This window comes from Shimia gijangensis, assembly GCF_900142085.1.
In the GTDB taxonomy this organism is placed as follows: Bacteria; Pseudomonadota; Alphaproteobacteria; order Rhodobacterales; family Rhodobacteraceae; genus Shimia; species Shimia gijangensis.
Genome location: NZ_FQZQ01000013.1, coordinates 95342 through 110766 on the forward strand (window position 1 = coordinate 95342; position 15425 = coordinate 110766).

General features: G+C 55.1%; 15 protein-coding genes. 4 read left to right on the top strand and 11 right to left on the bottom strand.

What is annotated here, in order from left to right; all coding sequences use genetic code 11:
• Positions 1-20: 20 nt before the first annotated feature.
• A complete protein-coding gene (locus BUC32_RS12450) occupies positions 21-809 on the bottom strand; it encodes an enoyl-CoA hydratase/isomerase family protein (RefSeq protein WP_073253123.1) in 789 nt (262 codons plus the stop codon).
• Positions 810-1096: 287 nt separating this feature from the next.
• Between BUC32_RS12450 and BUC32_RS12455 the strand changes: the two genes are divergently transcribed.
• Together BUC32_RS12455 and BUC32_RS12460 are read left to right on the top strand one after the other, a co-directional pair.
• Positions 1097-1855, top strand: a complete 759-nt coding sequence (locus tag BUC32_RS12455) for an electron transfer flavoprotein subunit beta/FixA family protein (protein WP_073253171.1) — start codon at positions 1097-1099, stop codon at positions 1853-1855.
• Positions 1855-2784, top strand: coding sequence for an electron transfer flavoprotein subunit alpha/FixB family protein (locus BUC32_RS12460; protein WP_073253175.1), 930 nt, complete (start codon positions 1855-1857; stop codon positions 2782-2784). Before BUC32_RS12455 ends, BUC32_RS12460 begins: the two co-directional genes overlap by 1 nt.
• Before the next feature lie 52 nt (positions 2785-2836).
• On the opposite strand, the gene BUC32_RS12465 is transcribed toward BUC32_RS12460, so the two are convergent.
• Positions 2837-3670, bottom strand: a complete 834-nt coding sequence (locus tag BUC32_RS12465; protein WP_245815180.1) for a DUF6473 family protein — start codon at positions 3668-3670, stop codon at positions 2837-2839.
• A 145-nt stretch (positions 3671-3815) separates the two neighbouring features.
• Between BUC32_RS12465 and BUC32_RS12470 the strand changes: the two genes are divergently transcribed.
• Complete coding sequence (locus BUC32_RS12470; protein WP_073253178.1) at positions 3816-4691, top strand: 3-hydroxybutyryl-CoA dehydrogenase; 876 nt, start codon at positions 3816-3818, stop codon at positions 4689-4691.
• Between the two features lie 85 nt (positions 4692-4776).
• On the opposite strand, the gene BUC32_RS12475 is transcribed toward BUC32_RS12470, so the two are convergent.
• From BUC32_RS12475 to BUC32_RS12505, 7 genes are read right to left on the bottom strand one after another with little or no spacing between them, the layout of a single operon-like run.
• Positions 4777-5658 (bottom strand): lysophospholipid acyltransferase family protein, encoded by an 882-nt coding sequence (locus BUC32_RS12475; RefSeq protein WP_073253180.1) that lies wholly within the window; start codon positions 5656-5658, stop codon positions 4777-4779.
• A 26-nt stretch (positions 5659-5684) separates the two neighbouring features.
• Complete coding sequence (locus tag BUC32_RS12480; RefSeq protein WP_073253182.1) at positions 5685-5963, bottom strand: HPr family phosphocarrier protein; 279 nt, start codon at positions 5961-5963, stop codon at positions 5685-5687.
• A gap of 4 nt (positions 5964-5967) precedes the next feature.
• A complete protein-coding gene (locus BUC32_RS12485; protein ID WP_073253185.1) occupies positions 5968-6360 on the bottom strand; it encodes a PTS sugar transporter subunit IIA in 393 nt (130 codons plus the stop codon).
• A 5-nt stretch (positions 6361-6365) separates the two neighbouring features.
• The gene (gene rapZ / locus BUC32_RS12490; protein ID WP_073253188.1) at positions 6366-7289 is read right to left on the bottom strand and encodes an RNase adapter RapZ; all 924 of its coding nucleotides are present in this window, start codon (positions 7287-7289) and stop codon (positions 6366-6368) included.
• Positions 7286-7750: an HPr kinase/phosphorylase gene (locus tag BUC32_RS12495; RefSeq protein WP_073253191.1), complete on the bottom strand. Its 465-nt coding sequence runs from the start codon at positions 7748-7750 to the stop codon at positions 7286-7288. The genes rapZ and BUC32_RS12495 overlap by 4 nt, the downstream gene beginning before the upstream one ends.
• Positions 7751-7753: 3 nt before the next feature.
• Positions 7754-9472, bottom strand: coding sequence for a sensor histidine kinase (locus BUC32_RS12500; protein ID WP_073253194.1), 1719 nt, complete (start codon positions 9470-9472; stop codon positions 7754-7756).
• An 8-nt stretch (positions 9473-9480) separates the two neighbouring features.
• Positions 9481-10182: a response regulator transcription factor gene (locus BUC32_RS12505; RefSeq protein WP_073253198.1), complete on the bottom strand. Its 702-nt coding sequence runs from the start codon at positions 10180-10182 to the stop codon at positions 9481-9483.
• Positions 10183-10545: 363 nt separating this feature from the next.
• Between BUC32_RS12505 and BUC32_RS12515 the strand changes: the two genes are divergently transcribed.
• Complete coding sequence (locus tag BUC32_RS12515; protein WP_073253204.1) at positions 10546-12144, top strand: phosphoenolpyruvate carboxykinase; 1599 nt, start codon at positions 10546-10548, stop codon at positions 12142-12144.
• Positions 12145-12212: 68 nt separating this feature from the next.
• Here the strand turns inward: BUC32_RS12515 and BUC32_RS12520 are convergent, their stop codons facing one another.
• Positions 12213-14300: a molybdopterin-dependent oxidoreductase gene (locus BUC32_RS12520; protein WP_073253207.1), complete on the bottom strand. Its 2088-nt coding sequence runs from the start codon at positions 14298-14300 to the stop codon at positions 12213-12215.
• 24 nt (positions 14301-14324) lie between these two features.
• Positions 14325-15425, bottom strand: a complete 1101-nt coding sequence (locus BUC32_RS12525; protein ID WP_073253210.1) for an acyl-CoA dehydrogenase family protein — start codon at positions 15423-15425, stop codon at positions 14325-14327.

The following is a 15425-nucleotide window of genomic DNA, read 5'->3' on the forward strand; positions in this document are numbered from 1 at the left end:
TCGCCCAAATTCCATATTCTTTACAGCCCCTTGAACACAGGTTTTTGCTTGGTGAAGAACGCGGTGATTGCATTGCCGGAATCTTCAGAGTTGGCGCATTTCATCTGATACTCGCTTTCCAGCAAAGCAATCTGATCGTGGCTTTGCATGTGGGCTTCGCGCATGATCCGCTTGCTAAACGCCAAACTTAACGGCGCGCGATCAGCAAGGGACGCAGCCCAGCTTTGGGCATCCATCAGTACGGTATCATCGGCTGTGACTTTGTTGACGATCCCCATTTCAAGGCAGGTGGCTGCAGTGATATGCTCGGCTTCGGCAATCGCGGCAAAGGCCCGTTTGGAGCCCATATGTTGCAACAGCAACCAGCTAAGACCGCCGTCAGGCACGAGCCCAATGTTGGTGAACGGGGCAAAACACGTGGCGCTTTCAGCCATCACGGCCAAATCGCAAGACAGCGCAATCGAAAGCCCGACGCCCCCGGCAACCCCATTGATCGCGGCAACGTAAATCTTGTCGCTTTTCGTGATGCCATCAAGGATCGGTTTGTAGTCCCGCACCGAGATGTCAAACATGCCTTTCTTGGTGACAAAATCGCCAAGTTCCTTCAGGTCAGTGCCAGACGTAAAGGAATTCCCTGACCCGGTCAGCACGATCACCCTTACCGCCTTATTCGCTTCTGCATCGGCCTGTGCTGCACGAATGGCCATGCGCAAATCATGGTTCAATGCATTCATCGCTTTGGGCCGATTGAGCTGGATTGTCGCGACATGGCCGTCGACCGAATAGTTCACAAGGCTTTCGTCACTCATGGCGTTCTCCTAAATACCTGTTGCCGCAATAAGAGCAGGAATACCCGTCACCGCCAGCCCCGTCCGCAAACGACGTTGGGGCACGATTACCTCTCTTGGCGTCAAACAAGTTTCCCTTCGGCAACATTCTTGCAAAGAAATTGCGGTGAATCCCGAAAACGCGACGTCGTAGGAGCGTGACGTGACGATTTTGCGCTGTTTTACCGCCACGCAAGATTATATCACGTCCGGGAGAGTTATTCGCTGAGTCGTTACCTCGACTCACCATTTGAAGGAGTCTTATGCCAATGAAGGTACTCGTGCCTGTAAAGCGCGTGATTGACTATAACGTGAAAGTGCGCGTCAAAGCGGACGGAAGCGGTGTTGATCTCGCCAACGTGAAAATGTCGATGAACCCATTCGACGAGATTGCTGTCGAAGAGGCGATCCGCCTGAAAGAGGCTGGCAAAGCCGAAGAAGTGATCGCTGTATCGATCGGCGTCAAGCAATCCCAGGAAACGCTGCGGACTGCGTTGGCCATGGGTGCTGACCGCGCCATTCTGGTTGTGGCCACCGACGACGTGCACGCCGACATCGAGCCTTTGGCCGTTGCCAAGATCCTTGCCAAAGTGGTTGAGGAAGAGCAGCCCGGTCTGGTTCTGGCAGGTAAGCAAGCCATCGACAACGACATGAACGCCACTGGCCAGATGCTGTCGGCACTGCTCGGTTGGTCACAAGGCACATTCGCCTCTGAGCTGGACATCGACGGCGACAAAGCTGTTGTGACCCGCGAAGTGGACGGCGGTCTGCAAACCATCAACGTTACGATGCCTTCGATCATCACCGTTGACCTGCGTTTGAACGAACCGCGCTATGCGTCGCTGCCAAACATCATGAAGGCCAAGAAAAAGCCTTTGGACGAGAAAACAGCCGCCGATTACGGCGTTGACGTGACACCTCGTCTGGAAATCGTCGGCACAGCCGAGCCGGAAGCCCGTGCAGCCGGTATCATCGTTGGTTCGGTTGACGAACTGGTAGAGAAACTCAAAGAAGCGGGGGCTGTATAATGGCTGTTCTTCTTCTCGCAGAAGTCAACAATGGCGAACTGGCGATGGACGCCACCGCCAAAGCTGTCACAGCAGCTAAGTCGCTGGGTGACGTGACCGTACTGGCCGCAGGTGGTTCTGCCGCTGCTGCCGGTGAAGCCGCTGCAAAAATCGACGGTGTTGCCAAGGTACTGGTTGCCGAAGACGAGTCTCTGGGCCACCGCCTTGCAGAATCGACAGCTGCGCTGATCGTCTCACTGGCTGGCGACTATGAGCACATCGTTGCTCCGGCCACCACAGACGCCAAAAACGTGATGCCACGTGTGGCAGCACTTTTGGATGTGATGGTGATCTCGGACGCCACAGCCGTTGTCGATGGCAACACGTTTGAACGCCCAATCTACGCTGGCAACGCCAACCAGACCGTTCGTTCTTCGGATGCCAAGAAAGTCATCACTTTCCGCACATCAACATTTGATGCGGCTGGTGAAGGCGGATCTGCTTCGGTTGAAACCGTTGGTGCCGCTGCCAATCCTGGCCTGTCTTCCTGGGTGGAAGACAAGGTTGCCGCAAGCGATCGCCCCGAGCTGACTTCGGCTGGTGTGGTTGTGTCCGGCGGTCGTGGCGTTGGATCGGAAGACGACTTCAAACTGATTGAAGGTCTGGCTGACAAACTGAACGCTGCTGTAGGCGCCTCGCGCGCAGCTGTGGACTCAGGTTATGCGCCAAACGACTGGCAGGTTGGTCAAACCGGTAAGGTTGTGGCACCTGATCTCTACATCGCTGTGGGTATCTCGGGCGCCATTCAGCACCTTGCTGGTATGAAAGACTCCAAGATCATCGTTGCGATCAACAAAGACGAAGAAGCACCGATCTTCCAGGTTGCAGATTTTGGTCTGGTTGCAGATTTGTTTGCTGCCATACCAGAACTGACTGAGAAACTCGGCTAATTCTCTCGGGAATGTCTAAGATAAGGCCCGCCAAATTGGCGGGCCTTTTTCGTTACATACTCAACACCTTGACGAGAGCATCGGCAGCTTCCTGATGGGCCTTTGGCCCTAACAGTCGTTTGGCAGCGGCTCTTTCCAGTTCATTGAAATGCATGCCGTTACAGTTTTGCTTTTGGGCTTCTGCACTTGCGACGGCTTCAACAACATCGTCAACCAACGGGCGAAGTGCGTCGATCATCGCGCGGTCCACGAACATCGGATCAGGGCCTAATCCCGTCTGAAGTGCAGCTTCCGCCGGAGGAGCACCAGCAAACCAAAGCAGCACTTTGCGACCGGGCACGTTGCTGAGCAACAATCGCATTCGCGCGATCCAGGCTTGCTTTAACTCGTCGCGCAACATCGCATAGCGATCCGGCGCGCGGGCGCAAAGCGTCCCAAGCATATGTCTGGTAAAGTGAAATTCCGTAAAATCGATTTCCCGAAAGACGGTTTTCATCACATCTGACGCACCGACAAAGCGGTCGTTCCGGCGCGGATGAACCCGGTAGAATCGGTTTGACATATTTTGCGCCCCCATCACCTGAATGACGACCGTTTCTGCCCGCTGAGCAGCCAACAGGACTGTTGGATCACTCAGAAACACATCCACACCGGCATTCACGCAACCAAAGTTCACACAAACCCGGTTGATGTCTTTTTCCACAAGGTCCGGAAAAGGTTTCGCAATGAATTTTCCATAGGTTTCAGTTCCCCCCAGAAATATTGCGTATTTTTGATCCAAATTCCGCATTGGACCGCGGAACAACAGCCGCGAGTCACCGTAGCGGCACGGCATATAATCAAGAGCTTCAGTGCCCATCTTTTCATAAGACATAATTCCCACCATTTAGTTCACCCAATAGCGAGACTGGCTGATTCCTCTTTCCAAACCGTCAATGTTCCACCTTGTCTCAAGTTTTCATGGATTGAACCTCTTGCAGCCCCCCAACCAGCAGGCATAAGGTCAGGTCAAAGAGGAAAAGGGCCGGATCATGGAAATCAAATCAGTCGGTATTGTTGGCGCGGGTCAAATGGGCAACGGAATTGCCCATGTCATGGCTCTTGCTGGCTACGACGTTCTGTTGAATGACATCAATCAGGACTCGCTGGATGCCGCGATGGCCCGCATTGACAAAAACATGGAACGCCAGGTGTCTCGCAGTTTGATTTCTGCAGAAGACAAGGCAAACGGGCTACTTCGGATCAAGACCACGTTGGCTTTGCCAGACCTTGGGCAGACCGATCTGGTCATCGAGGCTGCCGCAGAGCGCGAAGAGATCAAGGACAAGATCTTTGACACGTTGCTGCCCCATCTTCAGCCCCACACGATCCTGACTTCAAACACGTCGTCGATCTCAATCACCCGTCTGGCCAGCCGCACAGATCGCCCCGAAAAGTTCATGGGGTTCCACTTTATGAACCCGGTGCCGCTGATGAAACTGGTCGAACTGATCCGTGGAATCGCAACCGACGAAGAAACGTACAAAGCGTGCCATGATATTGTTACAAGGCTGGATAAAACCGCTGCCAGCGCAGAGGACTTCCCGGCGTTCATCGTCAATCGTATTCTGATCCCGATGATCAACGAGGCCTGCTATACTTTGTATGAGGGTGTCGGCAACGTCGCTTCTATCGACAACGCCATGAAACTGGGTGCGAACCATCCAATGGGCCCGCTTGAGCTTGCGGATTTCATCGGGCTGGACACTTGCCTGGCGATTATGAATGTGTTGCACGAAGGTCTGGCAGACACAAAATATCGCCCCTGTCCTTTGTTGACAAAATACGTCGAAGCGGGCTGGTTGGGTCGCAAAACCAAACGCGGCTTTTATGACTACCGCGGTGAAGCTCCGGTGCCGACGCGCTAGTTTTTGATATGACGTGTGATCTTGCGTCCACCGCTTGACCCTTCGGGGGCAAGCGCATCCTGTGCGCCCTGGGCGCTCTTTTGGATCAGTCTTCGGTCTTGGTGCCCAAGTCCAATGTGTGCTGCCGCAACCAGGCCATAAAACCACGTGGGTCCTTAGCAAGCGGCTGCATTTGCTCTTCTGTCAGCGCTTCGCCAACGACGGGTTTCATGGGCTTGTTGCACGACCGCACAATTTCATGCAGCAGCAAACCTTGCCGCATAATTGGCGAAATCTGACTGGCAATCTGATACAGGCGTGAATTGCTGCCCGGGTAAAATATGGGAACCACTTTGGCGCCCGATTTACGGATCATTTTGGCGGTGAAGACGTTCCATTCCTGCTCAATGGCCGGTCCGAACCAACTGTCCGAAGACATCACTACACCCGACGGAAACAGCGCCACAACGCCGCCTTCTGACAGGTGCTGCATCGCGTTGGAGCGCATCTCGACCATTTTTCGCTGCGCCTCGGGGTCATGTGGGAACGGCACCGGGATCATGAAGGACGTCGCCGCCTCGTCCAATCCAGTCAGGACAGACCGGGTTAGGATCCGATAGTCCTGACGCACGCGTCCAATCAGATCCGCAAAGATCATGCCGTCCACCATCCCGTGCGGATGATTGGCAACCACAATGACCGGGCCTGTTGCGGGGATATTGGCGAGCTGTTCCGCAGGGGTTTGCAGCTCAATTCCCATCACGTTCAAAGCGCCACGCCAAAACTTCTGACCCCGATAGATCGAATTGTTTCTTTCGAACTTTTTGACCATGCGCAGAATGGTGATTTTCCCGGTCAGCCATTCAATTGCGCGAATGGCCGTGCTGGTCCAGCGATCATCAAAGCTGTTTGCATAGGTCAGCGTGCGACGATCATAGATCTCGCCTTCTTCAGAAGTATTCGGCGTGGTTTCTGCCAAGGTCTTCATTTCCCGTTTCTGACCCGTGAGAGCCCTCAGACACCTTCGCCAAATTTGTCAGCGACCAGTGCCTCGATTGCGTCGGCCAGCGGAGTTGCGTCCGGCCCCGAGGTCTGAACCTCGATGCTCGTGCCTTTGGATGCCGCCAGCATCAGCAACCCCATAATACTGTCTCCGCAAGCACTCAACCCATCCTTGCCAACTTCTGCCGTGGCATCAAAGCCCTCGACAACTTCAACCAACTTGGCCGAGGCGCGGGCGTGCAGCCCTTTTACGTTCACGATTTTCAGGGAACGAGTCACTGTTTCGGTCATAAGGTCAGTCCGTATTAATGTTTTGGCTGTCGATATACTTGCGTCCGGCGTCTAACGCCCCTCGCACAGCATCCGGCACAGGCATGTGCCGGCTTTTGGCCAATTTGATTAGCATAGGGAGATTCGCACCATAAATGATGCGACGGTTATCTGGCGCGCAGGCGCGTAAACTCAGATTAGAAGGCGAGCCTCCAAACATATCCGTCACGATGACAACGCCATCGCCCTGGTCAACTTCATCGGCGGCGTCGCAAATCTCGCATTGTTTGGCTGTGCGGTCGTGTTCGTTTTCGATGGTTATGGCGCGAACACCGTTCTGGGTCCCAACGACATGCTCCACCGCCGCGAGATACTCTCTGGCCAACCCCCCATGTGCAACAATCACAATGCCGATCACGCTTGTCAGTCCTCTTTCCGCCCGACCGGAGCGCCCTGTTCGGCCAATTCCGCCCGGCGATCCAATTCGCGATGCCTAATTGACACCTGCCAGCCCTGTTGTGCAAGGGCCTCGACCAATCTTTCGGAAGTAAAAACCGATCTGTGTTGGCCACCGGTGCACCCAAACCCAATTGAGAAATGGGCGCGGCCCTCTGCAAGATACGCAGGTAGCAAAGTCAGCACCATGGTTTGCAGTTGGTCAAAAAAGATATCAAACCTTTCGTCCTGAGCAATATAGGCCGCAACCTTGTCCGACTGCCCATCCAATCCCCGCAAATCAGGGTCCCAGTAAGGGTTCTTTAGAAACCGGCAATCGAACACCATATCGACCCCCAGTGGCAAACCCCTTTTGTAGCTGAACGACTGAACCGACAGCCCCAGTTTTTGCCCGCTGTCCGGCGCAAACCATCTTTCGATTTTTGTTCGCAATGCATGGGGGGGCAATGTGCTTGTGTCGATGAGGATATCCGCACGCGCCCGAATGGGACCCAGCAGGTCAATTTCACGGCGGATGCCATCCATAGGGGTTTCTGCTGGCGCCAGAGGATGACGTCTGCGGGTTTCGCTATAGCGACGTTGTAACGTGTGTGGCGCGCAATCCAGATACAACAATTCTGGGGCAAGACCCGACGTTGCCTGCAACAAATCCAGCGCGGCGATCAACGCCTGCTGCGAGAAGTCCCGATTGCGAACATCCAATCCCAAGGCCATAGGGCGCGGCAGCGCCGGTCCTGTGAACAACCTCTCAAGCATGCCAAGCGGCAGATTGTCGATCGTTTCATAGCCAATATCTTCCAAAGCATTGATCGCAGTAGAACGCCCTGCGCCCGAAGGACCGGTGACAAGAACAAGCCGTTGCAATTGAGGGTCCTGTGGCTTTGAGGTCATTCGTCAAGCTTTCCCTGACTAAGATATTGCAGAATGGCCGCCGGAAAATGTGCTGCCTGTACGGCATACAAAACTGGGGTGGCTTGCCCCATCAAGTCAATACTGCGCGGTTTTGGCAATCGTTCGGTCTCTTCGTGATCAAGATCAATAATCAAGGCCACCGGCGTCGGGCCTGCAAATTCAGCGTGCAGAATGCCAACGCCGCGCGCTTCGATCAGGCCTGCAATGGCGTCTGGCACCGATGCCATCACCTTGCCGTTCACGCCCGTCAAAATAGTTCTGTCATCTGCAAGCAGTTCGGCCCCTAACGCCAGGAGCTGCATGGCCAGCGAGGATTTTCCGGCGCCAGATTGTCCAAGAATCAGAACCGCTGCGCCTTTATGGGCGACACAGGAGGCGTGAACAGTTTTCGGAAGATCGCCGCTTTCACGGTTGAAAAGACTGTCGAGCCTATTCGGCATTCATCACACTGGCAGGCCCACAACAAAGCGTGCGCCCAGCGGATCAGAGGTTGGGTCAGCGTCCGTTGGGCGGATGTTCTCTGCCCAAATCACACCACCATGGGCTTCGACGATCTGTTTGGAAATCGCCAGACCAAGGCCCGAGTTGTTGCCAAACTGATCCTCTGGACGTTGCGAGTAAAACCGGTTGAAAATCTTGGCCAATGCCTGATCCGGGATACCGGGACCTGTATCTTCGACAACAACCAACACCCGGTTTTCGCGACGACGCGCCCAAATCCGAATGGCGTCTCCGTCCTCACAAAAGCTGATAGCGTTGGTGATAAGGTTCACAAAGACCTGCGCCAGACGGGCTTCGAGGCCTTGAATATGGATCGCGTTCTCTGGCAGGTCCGCAATAAAGTCGATCCCTTTGCTCCGGGCATCTTCACCAAGGTACTGCGCAAGGTTTCCGATCATCTCAAGCAGATTGAAACGTTCTTCTTCTTCTTTGACCAACTCACTGTCGAGCCGGGACGCATTGGAAATGTCGCTGACCAAACGGTCCAGACGACGCACGTCATGTTCGATCACATCCAGCAGTTTTTCGCGATGCTCTTCTTTTTTGACCATGCGAAGAGACCCGACGGCGGAACGCAACGATGCTAGTGGGTTTTTGATCTCATGCGCCACATCGGCGGCAAATTGTTCATTGCTGTCAATCCGGTCATACAGCGCCGAGACCATCCCGCGCAGGGCACCAGACAGGCGACCAATCTCGTCCGGGCGCGCCGTCAGATCGGGGATACGCACACGCCCCGGATTGACTTTGCGCTGATCATTGTCACGTCCGATTTCTGCGGCGGCGGCCAGATCAGAAAGCGGGTTAGAGATGGTCGAAGCGAGGACCATCGACAGGCCGATTGACACAATGGTGGCAATCAAAAACATCTGAAGAACGCGCTCACGCTCGCTGCGCACCAGTTGATCCAGCTCACCTGCGGCACTGGTCAGCACAACAACACCAACTGGCGAATTGTTTTGGCTAAACGGCACGGCCACAGAGAAAACAGTACTGTCTTCCGGTCCACGCAAAGTCGTCAGGACCTCTCCGTCCTTCGTCGCCTGCATGGCGATTTTGGTGGTTTGTTCGACAACGGAAGGCGATTGCCGTGACAAGGCATCGTCTTCGCCGGCAACCAACCCCCAAAGCCAGTTCATGGCACTGGTAAACGGTGTGCCATCCGGACGTTCGGCCAGTTGTTTGGCCGCTTCGGAGGTCTCAGTGCCCTTGGTCGTTCCGATCAAAGCACCGCTCGTGTCGAATACATAGACGTGGGTTCCCTGAGGCAACGGTAGTTTTTCAAGCGTTCTCTCAACATTCACGCCATCGCCGGTCGCCAAGTTTACAGGGACGCCCGCAGGCATCTGCGCCTCCAAGGCGCCGCCAATCAGGCGGGCTTCGGACATCAATCCGGCAGCACGCTGTACTGCAAGGCTGTCGCGGGCCGAATTCAGATACAGGATACCAGCAACCAGTACGCACAAAGCAATCAGATTAAACGTGATGATTTTGCGAGTGAGAGGCGATTTGCTAAGCGGCAAAAGGCGCCGGCGATCACGTCGCCCGCGCATCTCATTCTCAGCCGTCGCTTCGGGTGCCACCCAATCGTCACCTAAAACAACGTCGCCATCGCGCCCTTGGGCCAAGTCGTGCACATCTATCCTTTCGGCCAGAGCCATCCCACCGTTTACTCTTCGTTGTATCTATAGCCAATGCCGTAGAGCGTCTCAATCGCTGAGAATTCATTGTCCGCTGTGCGCATCTTTTTGCGCAAACGCTTAATGTGGCTGTCGATCGTCCGGTCATCCACATAGACCTGATCGTCATAGGCCACATCCATCAGCTGATCACGGCTTTTGACAAATCCAGGACGTTGCGCCAGCGCCTGTAGCAACAAGAATTCTGTCACCGTCAAAGTGACATCGCGACCCTTCCAGGACACCGAGTGGCGCAGTGGGTCCATGACCAACTCGCCGCGCTCCATCACCTTGGTTTCTTCGGTATCACCTGTGACAATGCCATCCATGGCATCCTGACGGCGCAAAAGCGCGCGGATGCGTTCGACCAGCAAGCGCTGCGAAAACGGCTTTTTCACGTAATCATCGGCGCCCATCCGAAGCCCGAGAACTTCGTCAATCTCATCGTCCTTGGACGTCAGAAAAATGACTGGCATGCTGGTTTTCTGGCGCAGACGCTGCAACAGATCCATGCCATCCATGCGCGGCATTTTGATATCTAAAACGGCCATATCCGGAAGCTTTTTGTTAAAAGCATCCAGCGCTTGCTGGCCGTCGTTATATGTTTCTACTTCGAAACCCTCTGCCTCGAGAGTCATGGAAACGGATGTCAGGATGTTCCTGTCGTCATCCACCAAAGCGATCTTCGACATTGGTTGGTTCCTTATACTGCTCTAATTTTATTGCCTGTTTTTTGCGCCACTATGCGCCTCTCCCGTGATTTAGATCAATGCCAAAGTGCGAATCAGGACAATTACCAGGCCCATTTGGGGTGAATTTTCCTTATCAATGGCTAAAATGACTCACTTAATTGCGAAAATTGGATACGATCCGGGCCTTGATGGCGCTAACGTGGGCTTGGTTGCGCTAACTGCGCCAAACCGTCCTGTTCTTTCACAGAAGCGTCATGTTAAGAGCCCCCATCAGTTCAAAATCTGGCTGGTAGGGACGCACGCAACCGTCCTTTTAGTGGAGAAAACCGCCGCCTCGAACGAGCCGGCTACAGGAGTTTGCATATGACATTTGGACGGGTAAATCCGGAATTCCGCCTCGAAGATCAAGGGATCGATGGGCTGGGCAATGTCTATTATAACCTCATGGAGCCTGCGCTGATCGAAGCCGCTCTCAAGAAAGACGAAGGAACGCTGGGTAACGGGGGCGCATTCCTTGTGTCTACCGGCAAGTTCACCGGCCGCTCCCCCAAAGACAAACATGTTGTAAAAACTGCAAGCGTTGAAGACACCATCTGGTGGGAAAACAACGCCGAGATGTCGCCCGAAGGGTTCGACAACCTTTATGCTGACATGGTCGAGCACATGAAGGGTGGCGATTATTACGTGCAAGACCTGGTTGGCGGAGCGGACGCGCGCCACTCGATCAATGTGCGCATGGTCACTGAGCTTGCCTGGCACGGGTTGTTCATTCGCACCATGCTGCGTCGCCCCGACCGCGAAGACCTGAATGACTTTATCGCGGACTTTACCGTGATCAACTGCCCAAGCTTTCAGGCCAATGCCGAGCGTCATAATTGTCGTTCCGAAACCGTGATCGCGATGAACTTTGACAAAAAGATGATCCTGATTGGCGGCACAGAATATGCTGGCGAAAACAAGAAATCTGTATTCTCGCTGCTGAACTATCTGCTGCCCGAAAAAGGCATCATGCCGATGCACTGCTCGGCCAACCACGCCAAGGGCAACCCGGTTGATACAGCTGTGTTCTTTGGCTTGTCCGGCACTGGGAAAACCACATTGTCTGCTGATCCCGATCGCATTCTGATTGGTGATGACGAACATGGCTGGGCCGACAATGGCACCTTTAACTTTGAGGGTGGCTGTTACGCCAAGACCATCAATCTGAACCCCGAAGCCGAACCAGAAATTTACGCCACAACGTCGAAATTCGGCACTGTGATCGAAAACATGGTTTTTGACGAAGAAACCAAGGAGTTGGACTTCGAAGACGATAGCCTGACGGCCAACATGCGTTGCGCTTATCCGCTGCACTATATCTCAAACGCGTCGGACAGCGCTGTGGGCGGGCACCCCAAGAACATCATCATGCTGACATGTGATGCCTTTGGTGTGCTGCCTCCGATTGCACGTCTGACACCTGCGCAGGCGATGTATCACTTCCTGTCTGGCTTTACGTCTAAAGTTGCCGGAACCGAGCGCGGCGTGACCGAGCCTGAGCCAACATTCTCAACCTGCTTTGGCGCGCCGTTTATGCCGCGTCGCCCCGAGGTATACGGCAACCTGTTACGCGAAAAGATCGCGTCGCACGGCGCCACATGCTGGCTGGTGAACACTGGCTGGACCGGCGGCGCTTATGGCACCGGGTCGCGCATGCCGATCCGCGCCACCCGCGCATTGCTGACAGCCGCCTTGGAAGGCACACTCAGCTCAGTTGAGTTCCGCAAAGATCCAAACTTTGGTTTTGAGGTTCCGGTGAATGTTCCGGGCGTCGCCGAGGTACTTTTGGACCCGCGCCGCACATGGGATGATGGCGACGCCTATGATCGTCAGGCCGCCAAACTGGTCGAAATGTTCTCAAGCAACTTTGAGCAATATCTGCCTTATATCGACGCAGATGTGAAAGCCGCAGCTATCGGCTAAGGCCCTGATTATTAACTTAGAAAGCCCTGACCACCGGTCGGGGCTTTTTTGTTTCAGGGCGTGATGTATCAAACGGGTCGCACGGCCACCGCAACGCCGTTGAACGCGGCATTGCCGCTGATAGGGTCAATGCGCATATCGTCCGTCAGATCATTGATCGACACCGTGGGTTGCGCAGATGCCGTGTGGATACTGCCGTTTTTCTGACCCCATCCTTGCGGGATTGAGATCACGCCCGGAGCCATGCTGTCGGTGATTTCTGCGGGCATTTGCACAGCGCCAACACGCGATACGACCACAACTTGGGCTGCATCAAGAATTCCCAAACGAGACGCATCTTCGGGATGAATTTGAACCGTGCAACGGTTGCGCCCCTTTACCAGACGGGCACTGTTTTGGGTCCAGCTGTTGTGGCTGCGTACCTGCCTGCGCCCGATCATCTGCATCGGAAACTCGTGCGTTGATCCGGGCGCAAAGTCCAGTAATCGGGGCAGGTCATCGATGAAAACGGCGGGCGCCAGATTGATGAGGTTATCCGGGGTTTCCAGACGCTCAGAGACATTTGGCACCAAAGGCCCAAGGTCAATGCCGCTTTCGGCATTCGCAAGCGTATCCAGCGTGACCTGCTCGGCGTGATACCCCTGAGGCAACAGCATCGTCAGCATTTGTTCGGGTGATGGCCCGATCTTGCTCGCCCCGGTCAGACGTGCCGTCAGGCGGGCAATGACCTCCCATTCTTTGGGGTTGCCCATTGGCGGCGCAAAAATCGCAGGCGCGTAGGCGGCGGTGTTGCGCACCGCAAACGAATGAAACACCATGTCATAGATGTCTTCTTCAAGAGCAACAGTGCCGGGCAGGATCAGGTCTGCATGACGCGTGGTGTCGTTAATATGAATGTCGATCGACACCATGAAATCCAGATTTTCCAACGCCTTTTCAATACGTCGCCCATTTGGTGCGGTCAGCACCGGATTGCCTGCCACGGAAATCAGCGCCTTGATTTGCCCTTCTCCCGGCGTTTCCATCTCTTCGGCCATCACGGCGACTGGAAACTCACCGTTATAGAGCGGCTGGTTTGAAACACGTGAGCGGCGCTCGGGGTATGTGCGTTGCTGGCCCTTTCGGCTGGTCATGGCGACATAATCCAGCGCGGGCGTGGTGAACATTGCCCCCCCTGCACGATCAAAGTTGCCGGTGATGATATTGAGCGCATTGTTGGCCCATTGGCACAGGCTGCCAAAGCTTTGGGTCGATGCGCCCATGCGGGCATAGCAGATCGCCGAGGGCGCGTTGGCAAAATCCCGTGCCAGTTTGCGAATGGCTTCAACGTCTATTCCGGTGCGATCTGCCGCCATCTCGGGCGAGAAAGGCGCGACAGCGTCCTGCAGAGCCCCTAATCCTTTGACCCGGGTTGCCAGCGCGCCAACATCCACAAGGTTCGCGGCAAATATTTCATGGATCAATGCAAGCATCAGGAAGGCATCGGTTTCCGGGCGAATGAAATAGTGATCGGTCGCCTTTTCGGCGGTTTCGGTACGGCGGGGATCAATCACCACGACACGGCCACCACGAGCTTTGATCTCTTCCATGCGACGACCAAAGCCGGGGGCCGTCATGATCGACCCGTTGGACACGACCGGGTTACCACCGATGATCACCATAAAATCGGTGCGATCCACATCCGGGATCGGCACCAGCATGGGATGGCCCAGCATATGGATTGACGCGACGTGATGCGGAATTTGGTCTGCCGTGGCCGAGGAGTAGCGGTTGCGGGTGCCCAGCGCTTTGACCATGGCAGGCAAATTCAGCAAGTTGCCAAATTTATGCGCGTTGGGATTGCCGAGATACACGCCAACCCCGTCGCGCCCGTGTTGTTCCTGAACAGCGCGCAGTTTTTCGGCGGCGATATCCAAAGCTTCGTCCCAGCCAATTTCGCGAAACACACCATCAACTTTCAAGAGCGGCGTGGTGACACGGTCGGGGTCAGTGCGAAAATCTTGCAAGGCAACGGCCTTGGGGCAAATATGTCCCCGAGACAATGGGTCATTTGGATCAGGTTTGATCGACAGAACATCATTGCCATCATGCTCAACAATCAACCCACACATCGCTTCACAGATGTTGCAGGTGCGGTGTTGTTTCTGTGTCGCCATGTTCCTAACCCCCTTTTTAATCCCTTAAAGACCGCGCTGTTGCAGCAGCCATTCGCCGTGGCATTCACCATCACCCAGATATTCAGCGCAGGCGCGGGCCTTTTTCATGAACAGACCGATATCCAACTCGTCCGTCATGCCAATACCGCCATGCATTTGCAGCGCCTCACGAACGGCCAAAGACGCGGTTTTGCCTGCTTTGGCTTTGGCCACACGGGACAGCAGTTCGGCATCTTCCGCGCCGTCATCGATCGCCTGAAGGGCCGCCGCAACGACCGCATCGGTGGTTTGAATTTGCGTATAAAGATCGGCAGCGCGGTGCTGCAGTGCCTGAAAACTGGCAAGTGTCAGGCCAAACTGTTTACGCTCTTTCAGATAGGCGGTGGTGCGGCCAGCGACTTCTTTGGAGACGCCAATCAGTTCTGCAGACGCCACAGATCGCCCGACACGAAGCGCGCTGTCCAAGGCATCCTGTGCTGCGCTCCCGATGGCCAAAAGGGCTGCGCCATCCAGTTGAACACCTGAAAACGACAGATCTGCGGCGTTGCGGTTATCCACCGTTTTGAGCGCACGCGTGTCTACGCCATCCAGCCCCGGATCAATCAGGAAAAGCGCGAGCCCATCGTCAGTACCGGCCGTAACGATAATACGATCCGCGCCCGCCCCGTCGGACACAAACTTTTTGGCGCCATTCAAAACGAACCCGTTGCCGGACTTTTCAGCACGGGTTTCGATAGCGTTGGGGCGGTGGCGAATGCGCTCATCGATCCCCATTGCGACAACGGCATGACCAACTGCGACTTTGGCGGCCCAGGATGTTTCGGATGTTGCCCTTAGGGTCGTAGCTGCCATCACACCAGAAGACAGGAAAGGTGACGCGCTCAGACGGCGGCCCATTTCTTCGGCGACCAGTCCGGCGGCTTGCGCGCCCATGTCAACGCCGCCAGCATCTTCGCCGAGCAGCATGCCGAACCAGCCCATTTCGGCCATGTCCTTGAGCAAGGCCGCATCGAATCCACCGCCCGCATCCCGTTGGGTTCGCAGGGCGTCAACCGGGGCTTTTTCGTCGAGAAAGCCCGCAGCCATATCACGGATCATTGTCTGTTCTTCATTCAGTAAACGCAT

Bases quoted from the DNA above. Each gene is read 5' to 3' on its own strand.
- BUC32_RS12450 (WP_073253123.1), bottom strand. From the start codon at position 809: ATGAGTGACGAAAGCCTTGTGAACTATTCGGTCGACGGCCATGTCGCG.
- BUC32_RS12455 (WP_073253171.1), top strand. From the start codon at position 1,097: ATGAAGGTACTCGTGCCTGTAAAGCGCGTGATTGACTATAACGTGAAA.
- BUC32_RS12460 (WP_073253175.1), top strand. From the start codon at position 1,855: ATGGCTGTTCTTCTTCTCGCAGAAGTCAACAATGGCGAACTGGCGATG.
- BUC32_RS12465 (WP_245815180.1), bottom strand. From the start codon at position 3,670: ATGGTGGGAATTATGTCTTATGAAAAGATGGGCACTGAAGCTCTTGAT.
- BUC32_RS12470 (WP_073253178.1), top strand. From the start codon at position 3,816: ATGGAAATCAAATCAGTCGGTATTGTTGGCGCGGGTCAAATGGGCAAC.
- BUC32_RS12475 (WP_073253180.1), bottom strand. From the start codon at position 5,658: ATGAAGACCTTGGCAGAAACCACGCCGAATACTTCTGAAGAAGGCGAG.
- BUC32_RS12480 (WP_073253182.1), bottom strand. From the start codon at position 5,963: ATGACCGAAACAGTGACTCGTTCCCTGAAAATCGTGAACGTAAAAGGG.
- rapZ (WP_073253188.1), bottom strand. From the start codon at position 7,289: ATGACCTCAAAGCCACAGGACCCTCAATTGCAACGGCTTGTTCTTGTC.
- BUC32_RS12495 (WP_073253191.1), bottom strand. From the start codon at position 7,750: ATGCCGAATAGGCTCGACAGTCTTTTCAACCGTGAAAGCGGCGATCTT.
- BUC32_RS12500 (WP_073253194.1), bottom strand. From the start codon at position 9,472: ATGGCTCTGGCCGAAAGGATAGATGTGCACGACTTGGCCCAAGGGCGC.
- BUC32_RS12505 (WP_073253198.1), bottom strand. From the start codon at position 10,182: ATGTCGAAGATCGCTTTGGTGGATGACGACAGGAACATCCTGACATCC.
- BUC32_RS12515 (WP_073253204.1), top strand. From the start codon at position 10,546: ATGACATTTGGACGGGTAAATCCGGAATTCCGCCTCGAAGATCAAGGG.
- BUC32_RS12520 (WP_073253207.1), bottom strand. From the start codon at position 14,300: ATGGCGACACAGAAACAACACCGCACCTGCAACATCTGTGAAGCGATG.
- BUC32_RS12525 (WP_073253210.1), bottom strand. From the start codon at position 15,425: ATGCGTTTACTGAATGAAGAACAGACAATGATCCGTGATATGGCTGCG.